The following is an 18,413-nucleotide window of genomic DNA, read 5'->3' as shown; positions in this document are numbered from 1 at the left end:
TGGAATATCCATCTGCGCCAATGTTAGTAACGTTACTAACAATTGTCAAGCCCTCAAACTTGATCTCGCTTCCTGGAATTTCTCGGGGAGAAATTTTGGGCAGCTTTCGGCAGTTCGCTTTGACGTACCCTTTCAGGAATGCCTTCCGATGTGCTCGAAAATGCGCGCGGATGTCCTGGCAACCTCTTTGCGATAGGCCACGTAGGCTTCGTAGTCCGGCCAGCTGCCGATCACGGTCGGGCCGTACATGCCATTCCACATATTCGGTGATGGCCGGTCCATGCCCTGCTGAACGGTGAGGGCCGCCCGCTTTCGCGGTGTTTCCCCCTTCTTCAGTTGATCAACATGGCAGCTGATCTGATCAAGTTGGCAGTGCTTGTACTTGCCCGCCGAGTGGCACCAGCTGGCAAAGGCATGCTGCCCGTCCTTGGTTGCCAGCTCTCCGATCAGGTCAATCTCGAACTGTAGGGCTTGCTGGTCATCGCCCCAGCGCTCTTGTGCCAGTGCCTCCAGCCGGGCGTCCTCTTCCTTCTTCCACGCGGCAGCGCAAAACACTTGATAGTCCTTGGCCCACGCCGCTAGCAACGTCAGCTCCTCGGCCATGGCGCGCAGGGCGCTGGCGGCCGCATTGATCGCCAGTTCGTGCTCAGGCTTCAAGTTGCTGAACTGCTCCTTGATCTTCTGCATCTGCGTGGCCGAGCGCTTCGCATTCGACGCCTGGATCTTGATGTTCTTGTCGCCGTGATACCTGGCGTCCCACTCCCAGCGACGGATCAGGTCGGAATCGGCCTTGCGGCGTGTCTGCGCTTGAAAGCGTGCGAGCAGGTCACTCATGCCGTCCCTTCTTTCTCTTCAGTGCTTTTCCAGTGCCTGCCAGTTTTCGATGCGCAGGCCATCCACCCTTTGAAACTCGCCCACGTTTGCCGTGACGAGGACCAGCCCGCGCGACAGCGCATGCGCAGCGATCAGGGTGTCGTAGGCGCCGATCGGTCGGCCGATGCGCTCCAACTCGGCACGCACCGGGCCCAGCACCTCCGCGGCCTCGCGGTCCCACGTGAGCACGTTCGCCAGGTTGAGGAAGGCGTGAACCAGCTGGGCCAGCCGCACGGCTTGTGGCTTCTTGGCTAACCCGTAGACGTGCTCGGCCATCGTGATCGTCGAAATGCACCAGGCATCCGGCGGCAGCGCGAGCAGCTTTTCATTGATTGCCGCGTCACCGCGGATGGCAGCGCTGCTGGCATTGGTGTCCAGCATGTAGACCGCGCTCACGCGGCGCCCTCACCTGTTCTGTGCGGCTCGATCCAGTCCGCGTAGGGGTCGCGAGGGCCATCCATCGGCTGCTGGCGGTTCTTGAGATAGTCCTCCAGGCCTTCTGCAGCCAGCTCTTCGGCCAGCTGCTCGCGCAGCGCCGCGAATGCCGCCCAACTGACGGCCTTGACCGGGGACAGCACGACATCACCCGAGCGGGCATCGCGCCGGATCAGGACCTCGGTGCCCTCGAAGCGAAACTCGGCCGGCAGGCGCACAGCTTGGCTTCCGCCGCTGCTGAACAGACGGGCGGTCTTGATTGGATCAGCGTTCATGATGCGCTCCTTTGTTTTTCCGTGAACCGTGCCGTTTCCAGCAGGGCTGTGACTTCCGGGCCTTGCAGCGCCGCCTGCAGGCCCTTCTCCTTCGCGGCCCAATGTTCCGCAAGCTGCGCTGAGATGGCGTCGGCGGTCGCCTGGCCGTCGAGCATCACTCGCGCGGCCAGGTCCGCGACGAAGCCACCGACGTAGTGCAAGGTGGGAACGTCCTCGCCAATGCTGCGTTTCACGGCGGTGGACAGGCTTTGTGCCAGCACGGCTGTGCGGCCCAGCCGCGGCAACCAGGCGCGCAGCTGCTCGCACTGGTGCGGCTGCAGGACCAGCTTGAAGCCTTCCCAGTAGAGCGGCACGTGTTCGTTCTGCGCGAACCACTCCAGCGTCGTCGATCCGATCTGAGCATTGACGCCAAAGCGCAGGAGCGACGTACTCTCGCTTCCCAGCGTGCAACCCTCCTTGTATCCAGTGGCCGGCGGCTCCGCAACGACCCTGACGCCAAGCCAGCCGTCATCGCCGGGGAACACGCCCAGGGAGAACTCGAATCCCACGAATTCAAGGCCGCTATGCATGCGCAATGGCCGCTGGCCATACAGTTTCTCGGACAGGTCGCGCGCAGCCTTGAATTTCAGCCAGGCATCGGCCGCCGAGGCGGTGGTGCTGCCGACTTCTTTGAGCCAGTAGCTGCGCAACTGCTCCGACTGGGCATTCCACCAGTCCATGCCGCCTTGTTCGTCAGCTGTCGGCGCGCGCGTCACGTCTTGCATGGCAGTTCCTTGAGGCCTGATACCCCAGGCCACGGTGAGCGGACGGTTCAGCTCAGGGCAATAGTATATATATCGTGTAGCTACATTGCAAGAGCTAAAATAGTACAGTGATAACTGTACTTATCACTGCATGCTATTTCGTTGCCCTTTTCGGTGTCCGAAGATACGATGCGCCTAAGCCGTTGATGGGCAAAGAGTTTTTGGAGTGCGAAGCGCTTGTCTTCGAGGAGCGACCGCCCTGCCCTTCATGCCGTGCGTGTTTTCTCGGAGAGAAATGGAGCCTATCCATGGACAACAGCTTGAGCTTTCGGGCCATCGACGCCGCCCTCACCCGATGCATGGAAGCCCACCCGCCCGAGGGCCTGGAGCGTCGCATGCATCCCGATGCCAACACCATGGCTGGCCTGTGGGCGCAGATGCTGGTGGACCGCGTTGACACGGTGCCTAGGGCCGGTATCAACCCGGATGTCATGGCCGCCTTGGAGCGCTGGCGTGCGAGCGAATGATTTCTCGGGGAGAAAAGATGCCTGATCCCAAGAAGCTGCCGGCTTCCCCGCTGCGCCTGACGCGCGACGTGCTGGCCCACCTGCGTTCCGTGGCCGAAGGATTTCCGGTGGCCAGCTCGGCTCGGCGCTATCTGGACTGCTCGGAGGATTCGGCCGTCGCCGTGCATCGCGCGGCCGTGGACATGGCCGCCGCCGTCGCGCGACGCGCGGGCCTCGGCCCGCGCTGGCGGCTGCTGCGCGTGCAACAGCTGCCGGTCCAAGCGCTGGCAAAGCCCGTTTCCCTCGAAGAATGGGCGGAATCCAATGGCTATGACGGGTTTTCCTTTGAAGAGTTGCGCGAGATCTACGAGGCCGAGAACGGCCCCCTCGGCACCGACCGCAAGACAAAGCAGATCGAACGGCTGCGACGTGCGAGGATGGAACTGCTGCAGCAGCTGGAGGCTCACGCTGTCGAGCCGCCCTCTCTCGGCGATTCCGTTGCGGCCTGGTTCCCCGAAGACCTGGCCGTGCGACTGAAGCGTGCCGGCTTCCACTTGATGGGCGAATTGCGCACCGCCATCGTTCTGGGTGGACGATGGTGGCGAGGCCTGCCGGGCTACGGTCCGGTCAAAGCCGGACAGCTTGCAGCTCAGGTCGGCGCATTGGTCGGCTGGCCGGCCGCACCGACCTGGGCCGCTTCGACGGAAGCGCGCGACCTGGCCGAGAACGCGCACCAGTTGATCGAGCAGTGGATCTCATCCCGTACCGAGTCGGCGCAGACCGTCCGAGCTTATCGGCGTGAAACGCAGCGCTTCCTTGTCTGGCTGGTGTCGGAGAGGCGCAAGTCCTTGGGCGATGCTGGCCCGGACGATTGCACGGCCTACATCGCATTCTTGCGGGCCGTGCCCGTGGAATGGATGAGCCGGCGCAGCGCCGCCCGCTTCCGCGAAGGATGGGCGCCTTTTGCATCGCAGCCGCGCATCACCAGCCAGCGGTATGCGCTGACCGTGATCAACTCCTTTTTCGCCTGGCTCGCGCGCGCCGGCGAACTGCCGCGCAATCCGTGGGATCTGGTGAATCTGCGACTGCCCGATGACCCGGACGAGTCGCTGGATGCGTCGCGGGCTTTCACGCCCACGGCCTGGGCCGTGCTGCATGCGCATGTACCGGAACTGCCGGATGCGGCGGCTGCACGCATGCGCTGGCTGCTGGAGTTCGGCCAGGGCACAGGCCTGCGCGCGACAGAATTGCTGTTCGGGCGCAAGGCGGACATTCGGCAGCGGGACGGAGGGTATTGGCTTCGGGTTCATGGCAAGGGCGCGCGCAACCGTTTCGTGGTTGTGCCAGCATCGGCCATGAGGGCGACAAGGGCCTACTTCGGCGCGCGTGGGTTGGATTACGACCTTGCGCATCCGAACACGCCGTTGCTTGCGCACCTGAAAGCGCCAGAGCTTCCAGGGATGGATGCGCCGGAAGCAGGGCAGCTGGTTAGGAGGCCAGACGAGCAGGAGCGGAAGCAACGTGGCTACCTCAGCTATTCAACACTCGCTCCGGCTTTCCAGCGGTTTGTACGGGCTGCGCTGCGGGCATCCTCACTGTCACATGAGGAACGGGAAGACGCACGTCACGCTTCGCTGCATTGGCTGAGGCACACGCATGCGACACGTGCGGCCGAAGCCGAAGTGCCGCCCGACGTGCTTCAGGCCAACCTGGGCCAAGCCGATCCACGCACAACTGCAGGCTACTACCGCGCCCAGGAGCAGCGCCGCCAGCGGCAGATGGAGCGTGCTTTCGGCTCGGCTGAAGGCGGTTGATGAAAGCAGTTCTGGAGCGTCCCTCATGAGTATTCGTACCTGTACGAATACTTTTCAACTTCCATTCGGGAGAGCCGGCCCTGACCCCTGGGCGCTGCCCGCTGCGCGGTCACCGGACGCCCGCGCGCCCTTCGGGCGCTTTCCGCAGCTCGCCTATTCGGCTCGATCCTTCGGATTGCCGCTGCGCGGCACTGCTCCAGGCCGCCTGCGCAACGCTCATTGGGGGAAGTGCCTGCGGCACATCCCCCAGCCGCTGGGCTGACCCCCTGGGGTGAAGGCTACTGGCCGTGGGCCAGCAGCCTGGAGCGTGCCACGCTGCGCGCGGAGTGCCTGGCCAGCGGCGCCGCAGGCGCCGAGATCCACCAAGGGGAGGGCGTTTCTCGGGGAGAAACGCCAGGAGGCGCTGCGCCCTGGACCTGCACCTGCAGGTGATCCAAGGCCGAATCTGTTCATCAGGGCGCGAGGCAGGTTGTGTGCCAGCCAAGGCCGCGCCACGCGCTCGGGCGGCGGTGGCGTGCGACGGCTTCGGGAGCCCTCAGCGACGACCAACGAGGCCGCGCCCTGGGCCAGCTTGGGGCGCGAATGGGCGCTGCGCCCTGGGCGCTGGGCACGTGCGCGATTGACCGGTGACATGGGCTTCGCCCATACCCAATACCGTTACACACTGGCACATTAAAAGGTGCATTATCAGGTGTATAACAGGTTAAAATACAGGTACGGTGCAGCAATCAAGCGGTGCCGGTCATAAGGAAAATCATCATGGCTTCTAAGAAACCCCTGGCTCCGCAATCCGTCGAGCTTACCCCCAACCAAGGCCCTGCCGATCTGGATGCGGTGAACGCCGCAGCAGCCGAAGCGGCAGGCCGCGATACGGCCGATTTCCAGCCGTCCGACTTCGACCATGCGCAAGCTGCGGCGGCACCGGCCCAGGTGCCTCCCGAGTTTGAAGTCACGGTGGTGAGCATGCTCACCGGCGCGCTGTTCACGTCGCGCCCATCGCCCGACCGTGCCGACAACGCGCCGGCGATGACGGGAACCATCCAGCTGGACGATGCAGCGCTGCGCGTGCCCCTGGCCGCATTCGTCAAGTCGGCCCGCGAAACCGGCGTGCTGTATTGCGCGCTGACGGTGGGCTTCAAGGATGGCCCGCGCTACTACGGCAAGCTCTTCTCGGCATCGCACAAGAACCACCGCAACGCGCCGGACTACCACGGCTACATCTGCCTGCTGCCGGTTACTCGCAAGGGCCAGTACACGGAGCAGGAGTGGGAGGAAGCGCCGACGCTGCCGATCCACGGCTACCGCCGCCGCAATGCGTCCGACAACCGGGCGCGCATCCAACTGCTGGGCGCCCCCGTCAAGGTCGCCGACCACGAACTGCCGTTCTGAGCATTGGAGGAAGCGATCATGGCTTACGAAGAATCCAATGTGTTGAATGGCGAGGACGCAGCGGTTGTTGAAATTGACGGCAAGCTGGTATCCATCCTGTCCGGCGAGGAACGCGACATTCCCCTGAATCGCCTGCACCTGTCGCCCAACAACGTGCGCAAGAAGCACGATCCCAGCACCATCCCGGAACTGGCGGCAGCGATCATGGCCGAAGGCGGCCTTCTCAATCCGCTTGCGGTGATCCCCGAGAAGATCAAGGGCAGCAAGGGCGACCACGGGGTGGTTGCCGGTGGGCGTCGGCTGGCAGCGCTGCACTACCTGGCAGAGCACGCCGCCGTGCCTGCTGATGTGCCGGTGCGCTGCCGCGTGTTCGATGCCGAGCGCGGCGTGAGCGTCAGCTTGGTCGAGAACGCCACTCAGGAGCCCATGCATCCAGCCGACCAGCTGGAAGCATTCAAGCGGCTGGTGGATGAAGGGAAGACGGCAGGCCAGATCGCGGCCGCCTACAACCTTTCGGCCCTGACCGTCGAGCGCCGGTTGAAGCTGGCACGCCTCGCGCCGGAATTCCTCGATATGTACCGGGCCGACCAGATCGAAATGGGACAGCTGCAGGCGCTTGCCCTGACCGATGACCATGAAGAACAGCGGCGTGTCTGGAATACGCTTTCGCCGTACCAGCGATCCGCGCACTACATCACGCAGATGCTGACGAACGACGAGGTGAGCAGTACATCGGCCATCGCGCGTTTCGTCGGCCTGGAGGCCTACCGGGAAGCCGGCGGCGCGGTGCGGGCAGACCTGTTCACGGGGGAGGAAGGCTCGTTCTACATCCAGGACGGCGCGCTGCTCAACAGGCTGGCCCTCGAAAAGCTGGAGGCCCAGGCCGAAGAAATCCGGGCCGCAGGCTGGAAGTGGGTCGAAGCGCGCATGAGCTTTCCCTACCATGAGCGCAGCGCCTTCGGGAAGCTGGAACCGAAGCGGCGCAAGCCCACCACCGAGGAAAAGGCAGAAATCGACCGCGTGAGCGCAGATGCCGATGCGCTGCGCAAGCGCATGGACGAACTGGAAGCCCTGACCGCCTACGACGAAGAAACCGACGAGGAAGGCGAGTGGACCGACGAGCAGGAGGCCGAATATCAGGCGCTTCAGGCGCAATGGGAAGCGTTCGACGACCTGGGCGACAACATGGAGGCGGCTTTGCGCGAGTGGGGGCCGAGGCAGCGAGCCACTTCCGGCGTGGTGCTGACCATCGACAACGCGGGCCAGCTTGTCCTGGCAGAGGGTCTGGTGCGGCGCGAGGATGTTCCGCAGGCCAAGCAGGCCGCAGGCGGCGAGGGCGTGGCGGGCGGGATGGCCGAGGCACCGAAGAAGGTTCGGGCCGAGTTCAGCGCAACCCTTTGCGCGAACCTGACCGCGCATCGCTCGGCGGCTGTCGGCGCCGCGCTGACCCAGCAGCCGAAAGTGGCCCTGGCCGCGCTGCTGATGACCCTGATCGTCAACGACAAGGAGCCGTGGCAATCGTCGCCGGTGAAGGTGCGCTTCAACGACAACATGCACCAGATCGGAAACCAAGCCAGCGAATTCGGCGGCAGCAAGGCAGCGGATGCATTCGAGCACGCGGCCGGCTGGATCGGCAAGCTTCCCGCGCACGGGCCAACCCTGTTCGCAGCGCTGATGGCGATGGAGCTTGGCGAACTGATGCAACTGCTGTCTGTGTTCATCGCTCACTCCTATGAGGTGTTCTCCGGCGAGCCGAACCGCAAGGTCGGGCACGGCTACGACATGGCCCAGCTGATCGAATCGACATTGGGCTTGAACATGGCCGACTGGTGGATGCCGACGAACGAGCGCTACCTGTGCCACGTTCCGAAGGCCAAGATGATCGAGGCCGTCACGGAGGCCTGCGGTGCCGACGCGGCCAAGCCCATCGAGAAGATGAAGAAGGGCGAGGCCATCGCCGCCACGGCCGCGCTGCTGGATGGCCGACGCTGGTTGCCATCCACGCTGCGCCCGTATCCGCAAAGCACGGAGGTAGTGGAGCAGGACGAGGCCCATGAGGAAGACGAAGACCAGCATGAGGCCGATGCCCTGCCGGAGGGCGTCGAGGGCTGATGGAGGTGGCCGCAGCATGACGCTGCGGCCCTTTCTCGGCTCCCGAGCGCGGCGAATGCCATGCCTTGTCTAATCAATACATGCCAGCGCGGCACCTTGCGTGCCGCGCTCCTGGGCAAGCTGATCGTGGTTTGCTTCGGTGCCGGGGTGGACTCCACGGCGATGCTGCTGGCCTTGCGTGCGGCAGGCCTGCGGCCCGATGCGATCACGTTCGCCGACACGGGCGGCGAGAAGCCTGAAACTCTGGTCCACATCGAGCGCATGCAGAAGATCCTGCATGCGTGGGACTGGCCGCCTATCGAACTGTGCCGCGTTCGCACCCAGCCGCAAACCCCGTACACCGACCTGTACGGCAACTGCTGGACGAACGAAACCTTGCCATCGCTCGCCTTCGGGATGAAGTCTTGCAGCATCCGCTGGAAGCACGTGCCGCAGGACCAGCACCTGATGGGCGTCACGCGCGGGCCGAACCGCCGCCCGCCGCATCCGCTCTGGCTGCGCTCGCGGGCGCAGGGCCAGCGGATCGTGAAGCTGATCGGCTACGACTGCGGCCGGGCCGACCGGCGCCGGGCGGGCGCATCTTTGCCGCCGCCCGCGCCGATGGGCCATTCGATTTCGTCTACCCGCTGCAGCTCATCGGCTGGACGCGCGTCGATTGCGTGCGCGCTATCGCCGCCGACCTGGGGCCGGACATGGTGCCGATCAAGTCCGCGTGCTACTTCTGCCCGGCTTCCAGACCGTGGGAATTGTTCTGGCTGGCCGGACACCATCCCGGGCTCCTCGATGAATCCCTTGGACTGGAGCGGCGTGCGCTCACGGGCCGGCACAGCCGATTCGATGAAGTGGACTTCGGCAGCAGCTGGGAAGAGATGGTGCGCGATGCACCGAGCTTTCCGAGCACGAAGACGACCGTGGGCCTGGGCCGCAGCTTCGCCTGGAATCACTGGGCGCGGCTCAATGGCGTGGTCGGCGATGACTTCACCGTGATCCGTGGCCAGCGGCGCCGCTTCATCCGGCTCGCCCAGCAGCTGCAGGCCGACGACAACGCACTGGACGCGCGCGCCGGCCTCCCGGCCGGCGCGGTGGACGTGAGGTGAGGCCAGCATGAACCCACCTTCCACCAATCTGCTGATCGAGCAGCTGGCCCTGTTCGGCCAGCGCTGGCATCGACGCCGGGCGTCCTATCGGCCGGCCGGCGAACCCTTCGACCCCACGCGCTGCACCGTGGTGCCCATCGAGGAGGGCGACGCCAAGCACTTCGTCTTGATGCACCATTACTCGGGAACCTACCCGGCGGCCCGGTTTCGTGCTGGCGTGTTCGTGAAGGAGCCGTTCCAGCGTGAGCGATTGGCCGGTGTCGGCGTGTTTTCGGTGCCGATGAACCAGCGCGTGATCCCCAGCTACTTTCCGGCACTCGCGCCCAATGAGGGCGTCGAACTGGGCCGGTTCGTGCTGGACGACAGCCTGGCCGCGAACGCCGAGACCTGGGCGCTGGCCAGGATGCGACGGCTGCTGCGGCAGGCGCTGCCTGAAGTGCGGGGAATCGTGGCGTACTGCGATCCCATCGAACGGCGCGACGAGTGCGGCGAACTGGTCAAGCGTGGCCACGTGGGCACCATCTACAAGGCCGGGAACGCGCAGTACCGGGGCCGCTCCAGCGCGCGCATGCTGTGGCTGTCGCCCAGCGGCGCGAGCTTCGCCGACCGCACGCTCGCCAAGGTGCGGCTCGGAGAGACGGGCGAGCGCTATGCCCTGGAGCGCCTGGCCGCGATGGATGCGCCCAGGCGATGCACGGGGAGGGCGGCGCCGAATACATCCGGCGCCTTCAGGATGAAGGCTGGCTGCGCCGCGTGAAGCACCCTGGGAATTTCGTTTTCACCTGGCCAGATGGTCGGGCAGGAGGTGGCCCTTAAACTTGTCCTGCGCTTCGGAGTTTTCGAAGCGCGTTTTTTTGAAGCCTTACCCCGTCCATAGTGGCGGGTTTTTTTTGTTCTCATTCAGCAATCGTACCTGTACGATTACTGAATGAGCCCGAACCTCTTCCTTTCGTTGCGAGGTATTCAAGGGCTATGTGAATGCACGTGATCTAGAAATCCTGCACAATGGAACTAGATAATGTTTGCTAACACATAAGGAGCCGACCATGCAAAGCATGACCATCGAGCAGTTGCGCGCGGCCACCCATGCCGGCGGCGTCGCCGGCGTGACCCTCAAGGGCCTGGGCGGCGCGTTCCTTGTCGAGATCGCCACGCGCAGCGGCGCTGCCGCGCTGCTCGCCAAGGCTCGCAGCAACGAGCCGCGCCGCTTCGGAAACCCTCTGGCCGCGTTGAACGTGCTGCGCGACATTGGCATCACGGTCGGGCAGTTCGACGCCAGCGCGTGGAACCCGGACGAGAAAGACGAGACACCTGGCAACCGCGGCCGGGCCGAGGCGCTGCGCAAGGCGCACCAGGCCGCCGCCTACAACCAGTGGCTGGCCGCCGAGGTGCAGGACGCGATTGACGACCCGCGCCCGAATATCTCTCATGATGACGTGATGGCCGAGATGGATGCCGACATTGCCGAGATGACCGGAAGCGCCAAGCTGCCCAAGCGAAAGGGCCCTTGAGCGCTGCCCATGACTACTGTTCAGACACCGTACCGCATTGAATGGCGGCCGAAAGCGCGCGAGGACTTGCGTGCCATCGTGCGCTACATCGCCAAGGACAACCCACTGCGGGCGCGCACCTTCGGGCTGGAACTGCGCAACAAGACGCTGCCGCTGGCCGACCATCCTTCACTGGGCCGTCCTGGCCGGCCAGGATTGCCGGCCGGCGTGCGCGAACTCGTGGTGCATCGAAACTACATCGTGTTCTATCGCGCGCTGGATGCCGCGCGCACCGTTGAAATCCTGCGGCTGAAGCACGCAGCCCAGCAAACCCCTGAACGCTGGGCGCTGCCCGCTGCGCGGTCACCGGACGCCCGCGCGCCCTTCGGGCGCTTTCCGCAGCTCGCCTATTCGGCTCGATCCTTCGGATTGCCGCTGCGCGGCACTGCTCCAGGCCGCCTGCGCAACGCTCATTGGGGGAAGTGCCTGCGGCACATCCCCCAGCCGCTGGGCTGACCCCCTGGGGTGAAGGCTACTGGCCGTGGGCCAGCAGCCTGGAGCGTGCCACGCTGCGCGCGGAGTGCCTGGCCAGCGGCGCCGCAGGCGCCGAGATCCACCAAGGGGAGGGCGTTTCTCGGGGAGAAACGCCAGGAGGCGCTGCGCCCTGGACCTGCACCTGCAGGTGATCCAAGGCCGAATCTGTTCATCAGGGCGCGAGGCAGGTTGTGTGCCAGCCAAGGCCGCGCCACGCGCTCGGGCGGCGGTGGCGTGCGACGGCTTCGGGAGCCCTCAGCGACGACCAACGAGGCCGCGCCCTGGGCCAGCTTGGGGCGCGAATGGGCGCTGCGCCCTGGGCGCTGGGCACGTGCGCGATTGACCGGTGACATGGGCTTCGCCCATACCCAATACCGTTACACACTGGCACATTAAAAGGTGCATTATCAGGTGTATAACAGGTTAAAATACAGGTACGGTGCAGCAATCAAGCGGTGCCGGTCATAAGGAAAATCATCATGGCTTCACCTGAACAATGCGCGATCGATGCACCCGAGACGGACGCCCAGGCGCAGGCGCCGGATTACCTCGGGACGGCCACCTACAGCCCGGAAGACAACAAACTTCGGTTCTACCCGTTCGCGCGACTGTCCAAGGAGGATTATCAGCGCGCCAAGGACGCGGGGTTTTCGTGGGCACCCCGCCAGGAGCTTTTCGTGGCCCCGATGTGGACGCCGGCCCGCGAAAACCTGATGCTGAAATGGTGCGGCGAGGTGGACGACGAAGACCGCACGCTCATGGAGCGCGCCGAGGACCGGGCCGACCGCTTCGACGGCTACAGCGAGCGCCGCAGCCAGGAGGCCGACGCGGTGCGCGCCAAGGTCAAGAGCATTTCGGATGGCATCCCCTTTGGCCAGCCGATCCTCGTCGGGCACCACAGCGAGCGCAGGGCGCGCAAGGATGCGCAGCGCATCGGTGACGGCATCCGAAAGGCGGTGAAGCTGTGGGACACGAGCGAATACTGGGAGCGCCGGGCCGCAGCGGCGAAGCAGCACGCGCAGTACAAGGAGCGCCCGGACGTGCGGCATCGCCGCATCAAGGGCATCGAGGCCGACCTGCGCAAGGCCAGGAAGAACGAGGCCGAGGCGCAGGAACTGGGCCAGCTGTGGGCCGCCGAAGGTCTCGACCTTGAAAGAGCGAAGACGCTGGCCGACCGCGGTTATTTCTCGGTGAAGGAACGCGGGGAGCAATGGGGCACCTCAGCCTATACCCTGTTGACGCGCTCCGAAAACCCGTGGAACGTGGAGGACGTGGCCGCCGCGGCGATCCGGCTCTACGCCCGAGGCCTGGAGCATTCCCGGCGCTGGATCGCCCATTACGAAAACCGCCTCGCCTACGAGCGCGCCATGCTCGCCGAGGATGGCGGCATCGCGGCCGATCAGTTCGACATTCAGCCGGGCGGACAGGTGCAGGTGCGCGGCGAATGGCTGAACGTGGTCCGCGTCAACCGCAAGGAGGGCCGCATCGTCAGCGTGACGACGGATTGCCGCTTTGTCCGAGTGAAGGGCATCGAGGAGGTGCGCGACTACAAGGCGCCGAGCGCGGAGCGGGCCGCCGCCGTGCGGGCCATCACGAAGAAACCGCCATTGGCCAACTACCCGCATCCCGGCGCCGTGGAGATGACCCAGGCCGAATGGAAGCGCACCCATGCCGACTACAAGGGCACGCGCGAGGCCGGCCAGGGCGCGCGGCAGGCCGGATTCTTCAGGCCCGAACTGCAAGACCGGACCGAATCGAAGGAGCATGGACGCCATCGCGTGCGCACGGTGGTGCGCGGCGGCTCCCTGGTGTCCGTATTCCTCACAGATGCCAAGATCGTGCAGCCGCCCCAGGCCGCAGAGACCCAGGAGGCGGCAGGATGAACACGCTTCAGGCCTTGAAGCGCATCCACGCGGGCGAGCAGCAAGGCGAAAGCCTTGTGGATGCGCCCATGCTGGATGCCGCCGCGCAGGTCGCCACCGGTGCCGGCGCCCTGGTCGAACTGATCGACGCGGCAGGGGACGCGCACGCGATCCTGACCAACGTTCTTGCCCACCAGGGCGGGACGATGACGGCAGCAGATCGGCGCAGCCGGGGTGAACTGGCACAGCGGCTGCATTCCATTCTGGACGCCCTGCATGGCGTGCAGGGTTGCGGGGGTGGACGATGAACGGCACGGACCGCCCACGCATGGCGGCGACCTATGCACCCGGCACGGTGCGCGCTCGCCGGTGGCACGGCGAGGGCGATGTGCGCGGCTACCGTCCGCCCCCGGGCTGGTCGGCCTGCGCCGACCTCACCGACATCCACCCCATCACGGGCCGCGCCTTGCCGCGTTCCACGTGGTGGCTCATCGAGACGAAGGAATAGCCGCTACCGGCACCACACCCAGGCCGCCCAGGCCTGGGGAATGCGGCTGGCGTGCCGCGCTGCGCGCCGAGAACCTGGCCAGCGGCGCCACAGGCGCCGGACACCCACAAGACGAGCGCGTTTCTCGATGAGAAACGCGGGCGAATGCTGCGCCCAGGACATGCGCCTGCAGGTGATCCGGCGGGCATCTTGTTCATCAGGGCGCGAGGCAGGTTGTGTGCCAGCCAAGGCCGCGCCACGCGCTCGGGCGGCGGTGGCGTGCGACGGCTTCGGGAGCCCTCAGCGACGACCAACGAGGCCGCGCCCTGGGCCAGCTTGGGGCGCGAATGGGCGCTGCGCCCTGGGCGCTGGGCACGTGCGCGATTGACCGGTGACATGGGCTTCGCCCATACCCAATACCGTTACACACTGGCACATTAAAAGGTGCATTATCAGGTGTATAACAGGTTAAAATACAGGCATGTTAAGACAGCATGCAGAGGCAAGATTATGGCCAAACTGACGAAAGCCCAGCGCAAGGCGCATGCCGAGGCCTGCAAGATTCTGCAGAAGGATGCGCTGTCCATCGACGAGAAAATCTTCGTGCTGGAGAACTGGCACGAAGGCGCGGAGCACATGAACGGCGCGATCGGCGCGCACTTCACGCCGAGCGGACTGGCCCGCGACTTCGCCATCGATGCGGGCGGCGGGCGGCGCGTGATCGATCTGTGCGCGGGCATCGGCGGCCTGGGCTTCTGGCTGGACCTCGATGGCCGTGCGGGGGAGATGGTTTGCGTGGAGGTGAACCCGGCCTATGTCGAAGTCGGACGCAAGATCCTGCCGCAGGCGCAATGGATCTGCGGCGACGTGTTCGCGCTGCCTGATCTTGGATGGTTCGACCTCGCCATATCAAACCCGCCATTCGGGCGCAGTGCCGCGCGCTCGGCCCGGCAGGGCGCGCGCTACACCGGCGCGAGCTTTGAATATCACGTGATGGACATGGCCGCCGACATGGCCGGGCGGGGCGCTTTCATCGTTCCCCAGAGCAGCGCACCCTTTCGCCTCAGCGGCGCGCCGCACTACACCGTCACGCGAAGCGATGCCATCAGCGAGTTGTACGAGCAGACCGGCATTGAAATGGCCGCCGGCTGCGGGGTGGATACCAGTTTCTACCGCAACGACTGGCACGACGTGGCGCCACTGTGTGAAGTGGTGCTGTGCGAGTTTGAAGAAGCCCAGGCCTACCGCGAAGCGCATCCGCCGAAGTCCACGACCGCGCGGGCCGTGCGGAGCCAGCACGCGGCGGCACACGATGACGGGCGACAGGCGGCGCTCTTTGCGTGATCGCCAGGGAACGAGCCGCAAGCCATGAGGTTCCACCGTTTCGAGGCCTACCGGCCCTATGAAGTGACGCCGCGCAAGCTGTCGGCCCTGGCGCGCCGCCAGCGCGCCGAGCGCGAGGCGCTGCCCTTGTTCGCCGAGCAGATCGCGGCCGAACAGCCCAGCGCGGCAGAGGTGATGGCCCAGCGCAGCACGCAATGGACGCGCGCGTTCCGGCGCGACAGGGATCGCGCGGCCGAGCAGTGGCGGAGAGGGCGGCGCGAGCTTCGGGCACTGCCCGAAGCGCAGCGCGCATGGTTCCTGCAGTACTGGCAGCAGGAATGGCGCGGCCCTTTGACCGCGCACTATCTGCTGATGCTGCTGAACATGGCGCGCACCGGGCGGCTGCAGGACGAGCAGTAAGGCAGGCGCGCCCTGGCCGGCGGGCGGCCGGCGCGGTGGCGGCCGCTTGCGCTGGCCGTCACCGCGCGCCGCGTCCTGCGGCCGCGGCGACGAACTGACGGGCGCTTGCGCGGCCCGCCAGTCCGCTACTGCGAGCCAGCCGCCTGGATCGCGCGCTTGGCGCCTGCATCGAGCGCGGGCCACGCTTTCAGCGTGGCAGTGCCGACCTGCACGGCGGTGCGCTGCTGCACCAGGCGCGTAGTGGCGTAGGCTGCCCATCCCGAGACGCAGATCAACACCACGACGAGCAGCACGGCCAGGCCGCCGAAACGCCTGCCCGCCCTGGGCGGCGGGCCGCCCGGGCGCCGGGCGGCGCCGACAGCACCCGCCTCGATGCGGGCGGCGGCATTCTCCAGCCGCTGCGCGGCCGCCACCATGCCGCGGCCGGCTTCGCCGGCCTTGGCCAGGTCGGCGCGCACGCCCTGCACCAGGCCGCCCAGCTGCTCCAGATCCGCATCCAGCTCGGTGTGGCACAGGCGCTGCGTGTCCTGCAACTCGCCGTGTTCCCGCTGCGCCCGCTCCAGCCGCTCCAGCAGGTCGGCGAAGTCGGCCATCAAGACCTTGACGGCCGCGTCGCGGGCGGTGGTCGGCGCGTTCATTTCTTGCCGATGCCGATGATCTTCCAGACTTCGGCCAGATTCTCCTGCGCGGTTTGCGCCAGGTCCTTGTTCATCTGGCCGTCCACCGCCTCTTCCATGCCCGAAAGATCGCGCGCTGCGCGGGCCTCGGTGCGCTTCGCGCGCCAATCGGTCTTGTCCTCGGCCAGTTCGCGGATGGTCTTGCCCGAACCCTTCACGCGGTCGTACAGCTCGTTGCTGACGACCACGGCCTCGGGCTTGTAGGCGGCCCGGTTGCCGGTGGATTCGAGGTAGCCGTAGATCTGGCTGTAGGCGTCGACCAGGGACACGCCATCATTGGCGAACTGGTTGAAGACGACCCGAATGCGCTTGGGGTCAAACCCGCGCTCGGCGAGCCATTCCAGCGTGGAGATCGTGTCGCGCTGCTGCTTTTCCTGGGGCACCACGGGCACGACGATCAAATCGATCTCGTGAACGGCGCTTTTGAATTTCTTCATTTCCGCCATGAACCGGGTGACGTTGGACGCGCCCACATCGAGAATCACGTCGCCTTCGGCCATCATCAGCTCACGGAATATTTCTCGAAAGCTGGAGGCCTCGATTTCCTCGACTTCGATGCCTTGAATCGTATCGGCGTCGGAGGAATTGACCGACTCGACAGAAATGATTTTGGCGCCAGGCCGCATTGCTGCGAAAAGATGAACGGCCAGTGTGCTCTTGCCGACGTTACCGGACAGATTGATGAGTGCAATGTTCATGGTTTGTTCTTGCGTTTGATAAGTTTGCTGAAATCCTGGCGGCTGACAGCGCGTGCGCGGCGTAATTCATCAGACGCCGAGGTGAAACCGGGTTTTGCCGTTGCATCCGATTCGGACATTTTCAATTCGACGGGTCTTTTCTCCAGCTTTCCGAAAATCAGTGGCGACAGGCCCCCAGGCGCTGGTTGCGAAACTGGAGGTCTGGCCGCCAGGCGCGCGTGATGCTTGCGCATCTCGCGCGCGTACAGGTTCTCGTAGTAGGCAGGCGTCAGATCCAGACCACCGGAGGTGATCGCCACGTGGATCTGGGCATGGGAGAACCCATCCTGTCTAGCCGCATTGATCTGGTGCAGCGCCTTGGCCAGGATCGCGGCCTTCTTCTTCAGGCCCAGTTCGACGGCTCCGGCCACAGCTGCGCGGACACGGCCGAGGGCCGAGGTGGATTCGCCTGTATCGATCACTTTTGCTCTGGAAATGCTAAGAAAACGCTCTGATTGTAGTCCATGAGTTAGAGTCCAGTCCTGAAAAGTGCTCTGGAAATGCTCGGAATATGCTCTGGAAGACTGGGCGTGCCCCCTTCGGGGGTCGTTCCCTTGCAGGTTTCGCTATCGCTCATCGCCTTCGGCGACCGCTGCGCGGCCTTCCAGGCAACTCACGCGGGGGAGGGCGAAGGGGGTGCTCCAAACGACCGGCAGTGAGGTGCTGGAGGCCGCTGCTGGGGCGTTCCAGGGCCACGCCCCAGACCCCTGGCCCACATGAGCGAGATCGACCGGCGCGCCTGAGCCGCCTGTGCACAAGCCAGGGCTCCGCATGGATATATATGCACAAGCCTGCCCAGCGACGCCCTACGGCGTCGCTGGGCCCCGGCTTGCGCACATACCCACGCTGCGCACCTGCCTTGCACACAGGGGGACGCCTACGGCCTGACGCGCTTCGCTTGCCACAGCCCGCACCAATGAAGGTGCGGGCTGGAACAGCCGGTGCCCCTGAACTGGCCTCGGTGCCTGATCTAAGCGTCGCAGAGGAAACCGAGCGCGCCAGACGAGCCTGGCACTCGACCTGGCCCGCACTTTTCGCGCCCTTGCTGCATTCCCCGGCGCTTCGCGCTGCCCTCAGACGCCCGCGACCCGGCGATGCCGGGTCGCAACCCTGGCGCGCCAGGGTTCTACACACCATACGCACCACAGGTGCCAGGTGTAAAGCGTTGTCGTGATTGGATATGTTGGGTATACTGGAGGCGTGGTTAGGTGTACTAACAGCGCATGAGTCTATATTTCATGCGGTTTTCCAGGTATACCGATAAAAAGGAAGGTGCATGTCCCGACTCGTTCAGTTCAAGCTCTCGGCGCAGGATTCAGAGAGGGCGTTCGAGGCCCTGGAGCGTTCCCCGGCGCGGAACCTCAACATGCTGGCCAAGGAGGTCTTCCTGCAGTTCCTGGCCAATCAGGATGGCCAAGCCGGGCACTTGTCTGGCATCGCCCAGCAGCTCGAAGAGATCAGGGCGCAGCAGCAGGAAATCGTCGACATGCAGCGCGCAGCCGATCCCGACACGCAGCTCAGCATGGTGGCCGCGCTCTTCCTTCTGATGTACCGATCGGTCAATGTGAATGCCCGTGCCGAACTGGATGAGATATTCAATTCCGATGCCGTCATCAACTACCTGAAACAGGAAGGTTGA

At 65.2% G+C, this 18,413-nt stretch carries 24 protein-coding genes and 1 pseudogene; 15 read left to right on the top strand and 10 right to left on the bottom strand.

The features are described from left to right. Window positions 1–132: 132 nt before the first annotated feature. From AAAK34_RS20010 to AAAK34_RS19995, 4 genes are read right to left on the bottom strand one after another with little or no spacing between them, the layout of a single operon-like run. The gene (locus tag AAAK34_RS20010) at window positions 133–834 is read right to left on the bottom strand and encodes a hypothetical protein (protein WP_231698647.1); all 702 of its coding nucleotides are present in this window, start codon (window positions 832–834) and stop codon (window positions 133–135) included. Between the two features lie 18 nt (window positions 835–852). Next, window positions 853–1,269, bottom strand: a complete 417-nt coding sequence (locus AAAK34_RS20005; protein WP_231698646.1) for a PIN domain-containing protein — start codon at window positions 1,267–1,269, stop codon at window positions 853–855. Beyond that, a complete protein-coding gene (locus AAAK34_RS20000) occupies window positions 1,266–1,583 on the bottom strand; it encodes an antitoxin (protein WP_231698645.1) in 318 nt (105 codons plus the stop codon). Before AAAK34_RS20000 ends, AAAK34_RS20005 begins: the two co-directional genes overlap by 4 nt. Next, window positions 1,580–2,347, bottom strand: coding sequence for a hypothetical protein (locus AAAK34_RS19995; protein WP_231698644.1), 768 nt, complete (start codon window positions 2,345–2,347; stop codon window positions 1,580–1,582). The genes AAAK34_RS20000 and AAAK34_RS19995 overlap by 4 nt, the downstream gene beginning before the upstream one ends. 287 nt (window positions 2,348–2,634) lie before the next feature. Between AAAK34_RS19995 and AAAK34_RS19990 the strand changes: the two genes are divergently transcribed. Further along, window positions 2,635–2,853: a DUF3717 domain-containing protein gene (locus AAAK34_RS19990; RefSeq protein ID WP_231698643.1), complete on the top strand. Its 219-nt coding sequence runs from the start codon at window positions 2,635–2,637 to the stop codon at window positions 2,851–2,853. Between the two features lie 17 nt (window positions 2,854–2,870). After that, window positions 2,871–4,646: a tyrosine-type recombinase/integrase gene (locus tag AAAK34_RS19985; RefSeq protein ID WP_231698642.1), complete on the top strand. Its 1,776-nt coding sequence runs from the start codon at window positions 2,871–2,873 to the stop codon at window positions 4,644–4,646. A gap of 216 nt (window positions 4,647–4,862) precedes the next feature. On the opposite strand, the gene AAAK34_RS19980 is transcribed toward AAAK34_RS19985, so the two are convergent. Next, window positions 4,863–5,279: a hypothetical protein gene (locus AAAK34_RS19980; RefSeq protein WP_431778052.1), complete on the bottom strand. Its 417-nt coding sequence runs from the start codon at window positions 5,277–5,279 to the stop codon at window positions 4,863–4,865. A gap of 126 nt (window positions 5,280–5,405) precedes the next feature. Between AAAK34_RS19980 and AAAK34_RS19975 the strand changes: the two genes are divergently transcribed. Beyond that, entirely contained in the window at window positions 5,406–6,035 is a 630-nt protein-coding gene (locus AAAK34_RS19975; RefSeq protein ID WP_263463173.1) for a hypothetical protein, read from the top strand. An 18-nt stretch (window positions 6,036–6,053) separates the two neighbouring features. Continuing rightward, window positions 6,054–8,147, top strand: a complete 2,094-nt coding sequence (locus tag AAAK34_RS19970; RefSeq protein ID WP_263463174.1) for a ParB/RepB/Spo0J family partition protein — start codon at window positions 6,054–6,056, stop codon at window positions 8,145–8,147. 69 nt (window positions 8,148–8,216) lie between these two features. On the opposite strand, the gene AAAK34_RS19965 is transcribed toward AAAK34_RS19970, so the two are convergent. Beyond that, window positions 8,217–8,426, bottom strand: coding sequence for a hypothetical protein (locus tag AAAK34_RS19965; RefSeq protein ID WP_431778055.1), 210 nt, complete (start codon window positions 8,424–8,426; stop codon window positions 8,217–8,219). Between the two features lie 125 nt (window positions 8,427–8,551). Here AAAK34_RS19965 and AAAK34_RS19960 point away from each other — a divergent pair, with 125 nt between their 5' ends. The 4 genes and pseudogenes from AAAK34_RS19960 to AAAK34_RS19945 form a co-directional block, all read left to right on the top strand. Next, the gene (locus tag AAAK34_RS19960) at window positions 8,552–9,244 is read left to right on the top strand and encodes a hypothetical protein (protein WP_431778054.1); all 693 of its coding nucleotides are present in this window, start codon (window positions 8,552–8,554) and stop codon (window positions 9,242–9,244) included. 7 nt (window positions 9,245–9,251) lie between these two features. Further along, window positions 9,252–10,001 (top strand): hypothetical protein, encoded by a 750-nt coding sequence (locus AAAK34_RS19955; RefSeq protein WP_431778053.1) that lies wholly within the window; start codon window positions 9,252–9,254, stop codon window positions 9,999–10,001. Between the two features lie 289 nt (window positions 10,002–10,290). Continuing rightward, the gene (gene relB, locus AAAK34_RS19950; protein ID WP_263463177.1) at window positions 10,291–10,755 is read left to right on the top strand and encodes a type II toxin-antitoxin system RelB family antitoxin; all 465 of its coding nucleotides are present in this window, start codon (window positions 10,291–10,293) and stop codon (window positions 10,753–10,755) included. Window positions 10,756–10,764: 9 nt separating this feature from the next. Continuing rightward, window positions 10,765–11,070: pseudogene (locus tag AAAK34_RS19945) on the top strand (type II toxin-antitoxin system RelE/ParE family toxin); the annotation flags it as partial. Window positions 11,071–11,204: 134 nt separating this feature from the next. Here the strand turns inward: AAAK34_RS19945 and AAAK34_RS19940 are convergent. Continuing rightward, complete coding sequence (locus AAAK34_RS19940; protein ID WP_431778052.1) at window positions 11,205–11,621, bottom strand: hypothetical protein; 417 nt, start codon at window positions 11,619–11,621, stop codon at window positions 11,205–11,207. Window positions 11,622–11,747: 126 nt separating this feature from the next. Between AAAK34_RS19940 and AAAK34_RS19935 the strand changes: the two genes are divergently transcribed. The 6 genes from AAAK34_RS19935 (at window position 11,748) to AAAK34_RS19910 (ending at window position 15,360) form a co-directional block, all read left to right on the top strand. Continuing rightward, a complete protein-coding gene (locus tag AAAK34_RS19935; RefSeq protein WP_231698574.1) occupies window positions 11,748–13,151 on the top strand; it encodes a DUF3560 domain-containing protein in 1,404 nt (467 codons plus the stop codon). Continuing rightward, window positions 13,148–13,438, top strand: a complete 291-nt coding sequence (locus tag AAAK34_RS19930; RefSeq protein ID WP_231698573.1) for a hypothetical protein — start codon at window positions 13,148–13,150, stop codon at window positions 13,436–13,438. Before AAAK34_RS19935 ends, AAAK34_RS19930 begins: the two co-directional genes overlap by 4 nt. Then, complete coding sequence (locus AAAK34_RS19925) at window positions 13,435–13,638, top strand: hypothetical protein (RefSeq protein WP_231698572.1); 204 nt, start codon at window positions 13,435–13,437, stop codon at window positions 13,636–13,638. Before AAAK34_RS19930 ends, AAAK34_RS19925 begins: the two co-directional genes overlap by 4 nt. Before the next feature lie 144 nt (window positions 13,639–13,782). Beyond that, window positions 13,783–14,058 (top strand): hypothetical protein, encoded by a 276-nt coding sequence (locus AAAK34_RS19920; protein ID WP_231698571.1) that lies wholly within the window; start codon window positions 13,783–13,785, stop codon window positions 14,056–14,058. Between the two features lie 69 nt (window positions 14,059–14,127). Further along, the gene (locus AAAK34_RS19915) at window positions 14,128–14,961 is read left to right on the top strand and encodes a methyltransferase (protein ID WP_231698570.1); all 834 of its coding nucleotides are present in this window, start codon (window positions 14,128–14,130) and stop codon (window positions 14,959–14,961) included. 24 nt (window positions 14,962–14,985) lie between these two features. After that, window positions 14,986–15,360 carry a hypothetical protein gene (locus tag AAAK34_RS19910; protein WP_231698569.1) on the top strand — a complete coding sequence of 125 codons (375 nt, stop codon included), beginning with the start codon at window positions 14,986–14,988 and terminating at the stop codon, window positions 15,358–15,360. Between the two features lie 125 nt (window positions 15,361–15,485). Here AAAK34_RS19910 and AAAK34_RS19905 read toward each other — a convergent pair whose 3' ends face one another. From AAAK34_RS19905 to AAAK34_RS19895, 3 genes are read right to left on the bottom strand one after another with little or no spacing between them, the layout of a single operon-like run. Continuing rightward, complete coding sequence (locus AAAK34_RS19905; RefSeq protein ID WP_231698568.1) at window positions 15,486–15,998, bottom strand: hypothetical protein; 513 nt, start codon at window positions 15,996–15,998, stop codon at window positions 15,486–15,488. Beyond that, window positions 15,995–16,735, bottom strand: coding sequence for a StbB family protein (gene stbB, locus AAAK34_RS19900; RefSeq protein ID WP_431778067.1), 741 nt, complete (start codon window positions 16,733–16,735; stop codon window positions 15,995–15,997). The genes AAAK34_RS19905 and stbB overlap by 4 nt, the downstream gene beginning before the upstream one ends. Next, the gene (locus AAAK34_RS19895) at window positions 16,732–17,196 is read right to left on the bottom strand and encodes a hypothetical protein (RefSeq protein WP_431778066.1); all 465 of its coding nucleotides are present in this window, start codon (window positions 17,194–17,196) and stop codon (window positions 16,732–16,734) included. Before AAAK34_RS19895 ends, stbB begins: the two co-directional genes overlap by 4 nt. Before the next feature lie 854 nt (window positions 17,197–18,050). On the opposite strand from AAAK34_RS19895, the gene AAAK34_RS19890 reads away from it, so the two are divergent. Further along, window positions 18,051–18,413: a hypothetical protein gene (locus AAAK34_RS19890; RefSeq protein ID WP_231698565.1), complete on the top strand. Its 363-nt coding sequence runs from the start codon at window positions 18,051–18,053 to the stop codon at window positions 18,411–18,413.

This window comes from Ottowia caeni, from assembly GCF_050821495.1.
Classification (GTDB): domain Bacteria; phylum Pseudomonadota; class Gammaproteobacteria; order Burkholderiales; family Burkholderiaceae_C; genus Ottowia; species Ottowia caeni.
This window is presented reverse-complemented; position numbering and strand designations above follow the sequence as displayed.

Coding starts and splice junctions, on each gene's coding strand:
- AAAK34_RS20010 (WP_231698647.1), bottom strand. CDS start 834: ATGAGTGACCTGCTCGCACGCTTTCAAGCGCAGACACGCCGCAAGGCC.
- AAAK34_RS20000 (WP_231698645.1), bottom strand. CDS start 1,583: ATGAACGCTGATCCAATCAAGACCGCCCGTCTGTTCAGCAGCGGCGGA.
- AAAK34_RS19995 (WP_231698644.1), bottom strand. CDS start 2,347: ATGCAAGACGTGACGCGCGCGCCGACAGCTGACGAACAAGGCGGCATG.
- AAAK34_RS19990 (WP_231698643.1), top strand. CDS start 2,635: ATGGACAACAGCTTGAGCTTTCGGGCCATCGACGCCGCCCTCACCCGA.
- AAAK34_RS19985 (WP_231698642.1), top strand. CDS start 2,871: ATGCCTGATCCCAAGAAGCTGCCGGCTTCCCCGCTGCGCCTGACGCGC.
- AAAK34_RS19980 (WP_431778052.1), bottom strand. CDS start 5,279: ATGTCACCGGTCAATCGCGCACGTGCCCAGCGCCCAGGGCGCAGCGCC.
- AAAK34_RS19975 (WP_263463173.1), top strand. CDS start 5,406: ATGGCTTCTAAGAAACCCCTGGCTCCGCAATCCGTCGAGCTTACCCCC.
- AAAK34_RS19970 (WP_263463174.1), top strand. CDS start 6,054: ATGGCTTACGAAGAATCCAATGTGTTGAATGGCGAGGACGCAGCGGTT.
- AAAK34_RS19965 (WP_431778055.1), bottom strand. CDS start 8,426: ATGCAGGATCTTCTGCATGCGCTCGATGTGGACCAGAGTTTCAGGCTT.
- AAAK34_RS19955 (WP_431778053.1), top strand. CDS start 9,252: ATGAACCCACCTTCCACCAATCTGCTGATCGAGCAGCTGGCCCTGTTC.
- relB (WP_263463177.1), top strand. CDS start 10,291: ATGCAAAGCATGACCATCGAGCAGTTGCGCGCGGCCACCCATGCCGGC.
- AAAK34_RS19940 (WP_431778052.1), bottom strand. CDS start 11,621: ATGTCACCGGTCAATCGCGCACGTGCCCAGCGCCCAGGGCGCAGCGCC.
- AAAK34_RS19935 (WP_231698574.1), top strand. CDS start 11,748: ATGGCTTCACCTGAACAATGCGCGATCGATGCACCCGAGACGGACGCC.
- AAAK34_RS19930 (WP_231698573.1), top strand. CDS start 13,148: ATGAACACGCTTCAGGCCTTGAAGCGCATCCACGCGGGCGAGCAGCAA.
- AAAK34_RS19925 (WP_231698572.1), top strand. CDS start 13,435: ATGAACGGCACGGACCGCCCACGCATGGCGGCGACCTATGCACCCGGC.
- AAAK34_RS19920 (WP_231698571.1), top strand. CDS start 13,783: ATGCTGCGCCCAGGACATGCGCCTGCAGGTGATCCGGCGGGCATCTTG.
- AAAK34_RS19915 (WP_231698570.1), top strand. CDS start 14,128: ATGGCCAAACTGACGAAAGCCCAGCGCAAGGCGCATGCCGAGGCCTGC.
- AAAK34_RS19910 (WP_231698569.1), top strand. CDS start 14,986: ATGAGGTTCCACCGTTTCGAGGCCTACCGGCCCTATGAAGTGACGCCG.
- AAAK34_RS19905 (WP_231698568.1), bottom strand. CDS start 15,998: ATGAACGCGCCGACCACCGCCCGCGACGCGGCCGTCAAGGTCTTGATG.
- stbB (WP_431778067.1), bottom strand. CDS start 16,735: ATGAACATTGCACTCATCAATCTGTCCGGTAACGTCGGCAAGAGCACA.
- AAAK34_RS19890 (WP_231698565.1), top strand. CDS start 18,051: ATGTCCCGACTCGTTCAGTTCAAGCTCTCGGCGCAGGATTCAGAGAGG.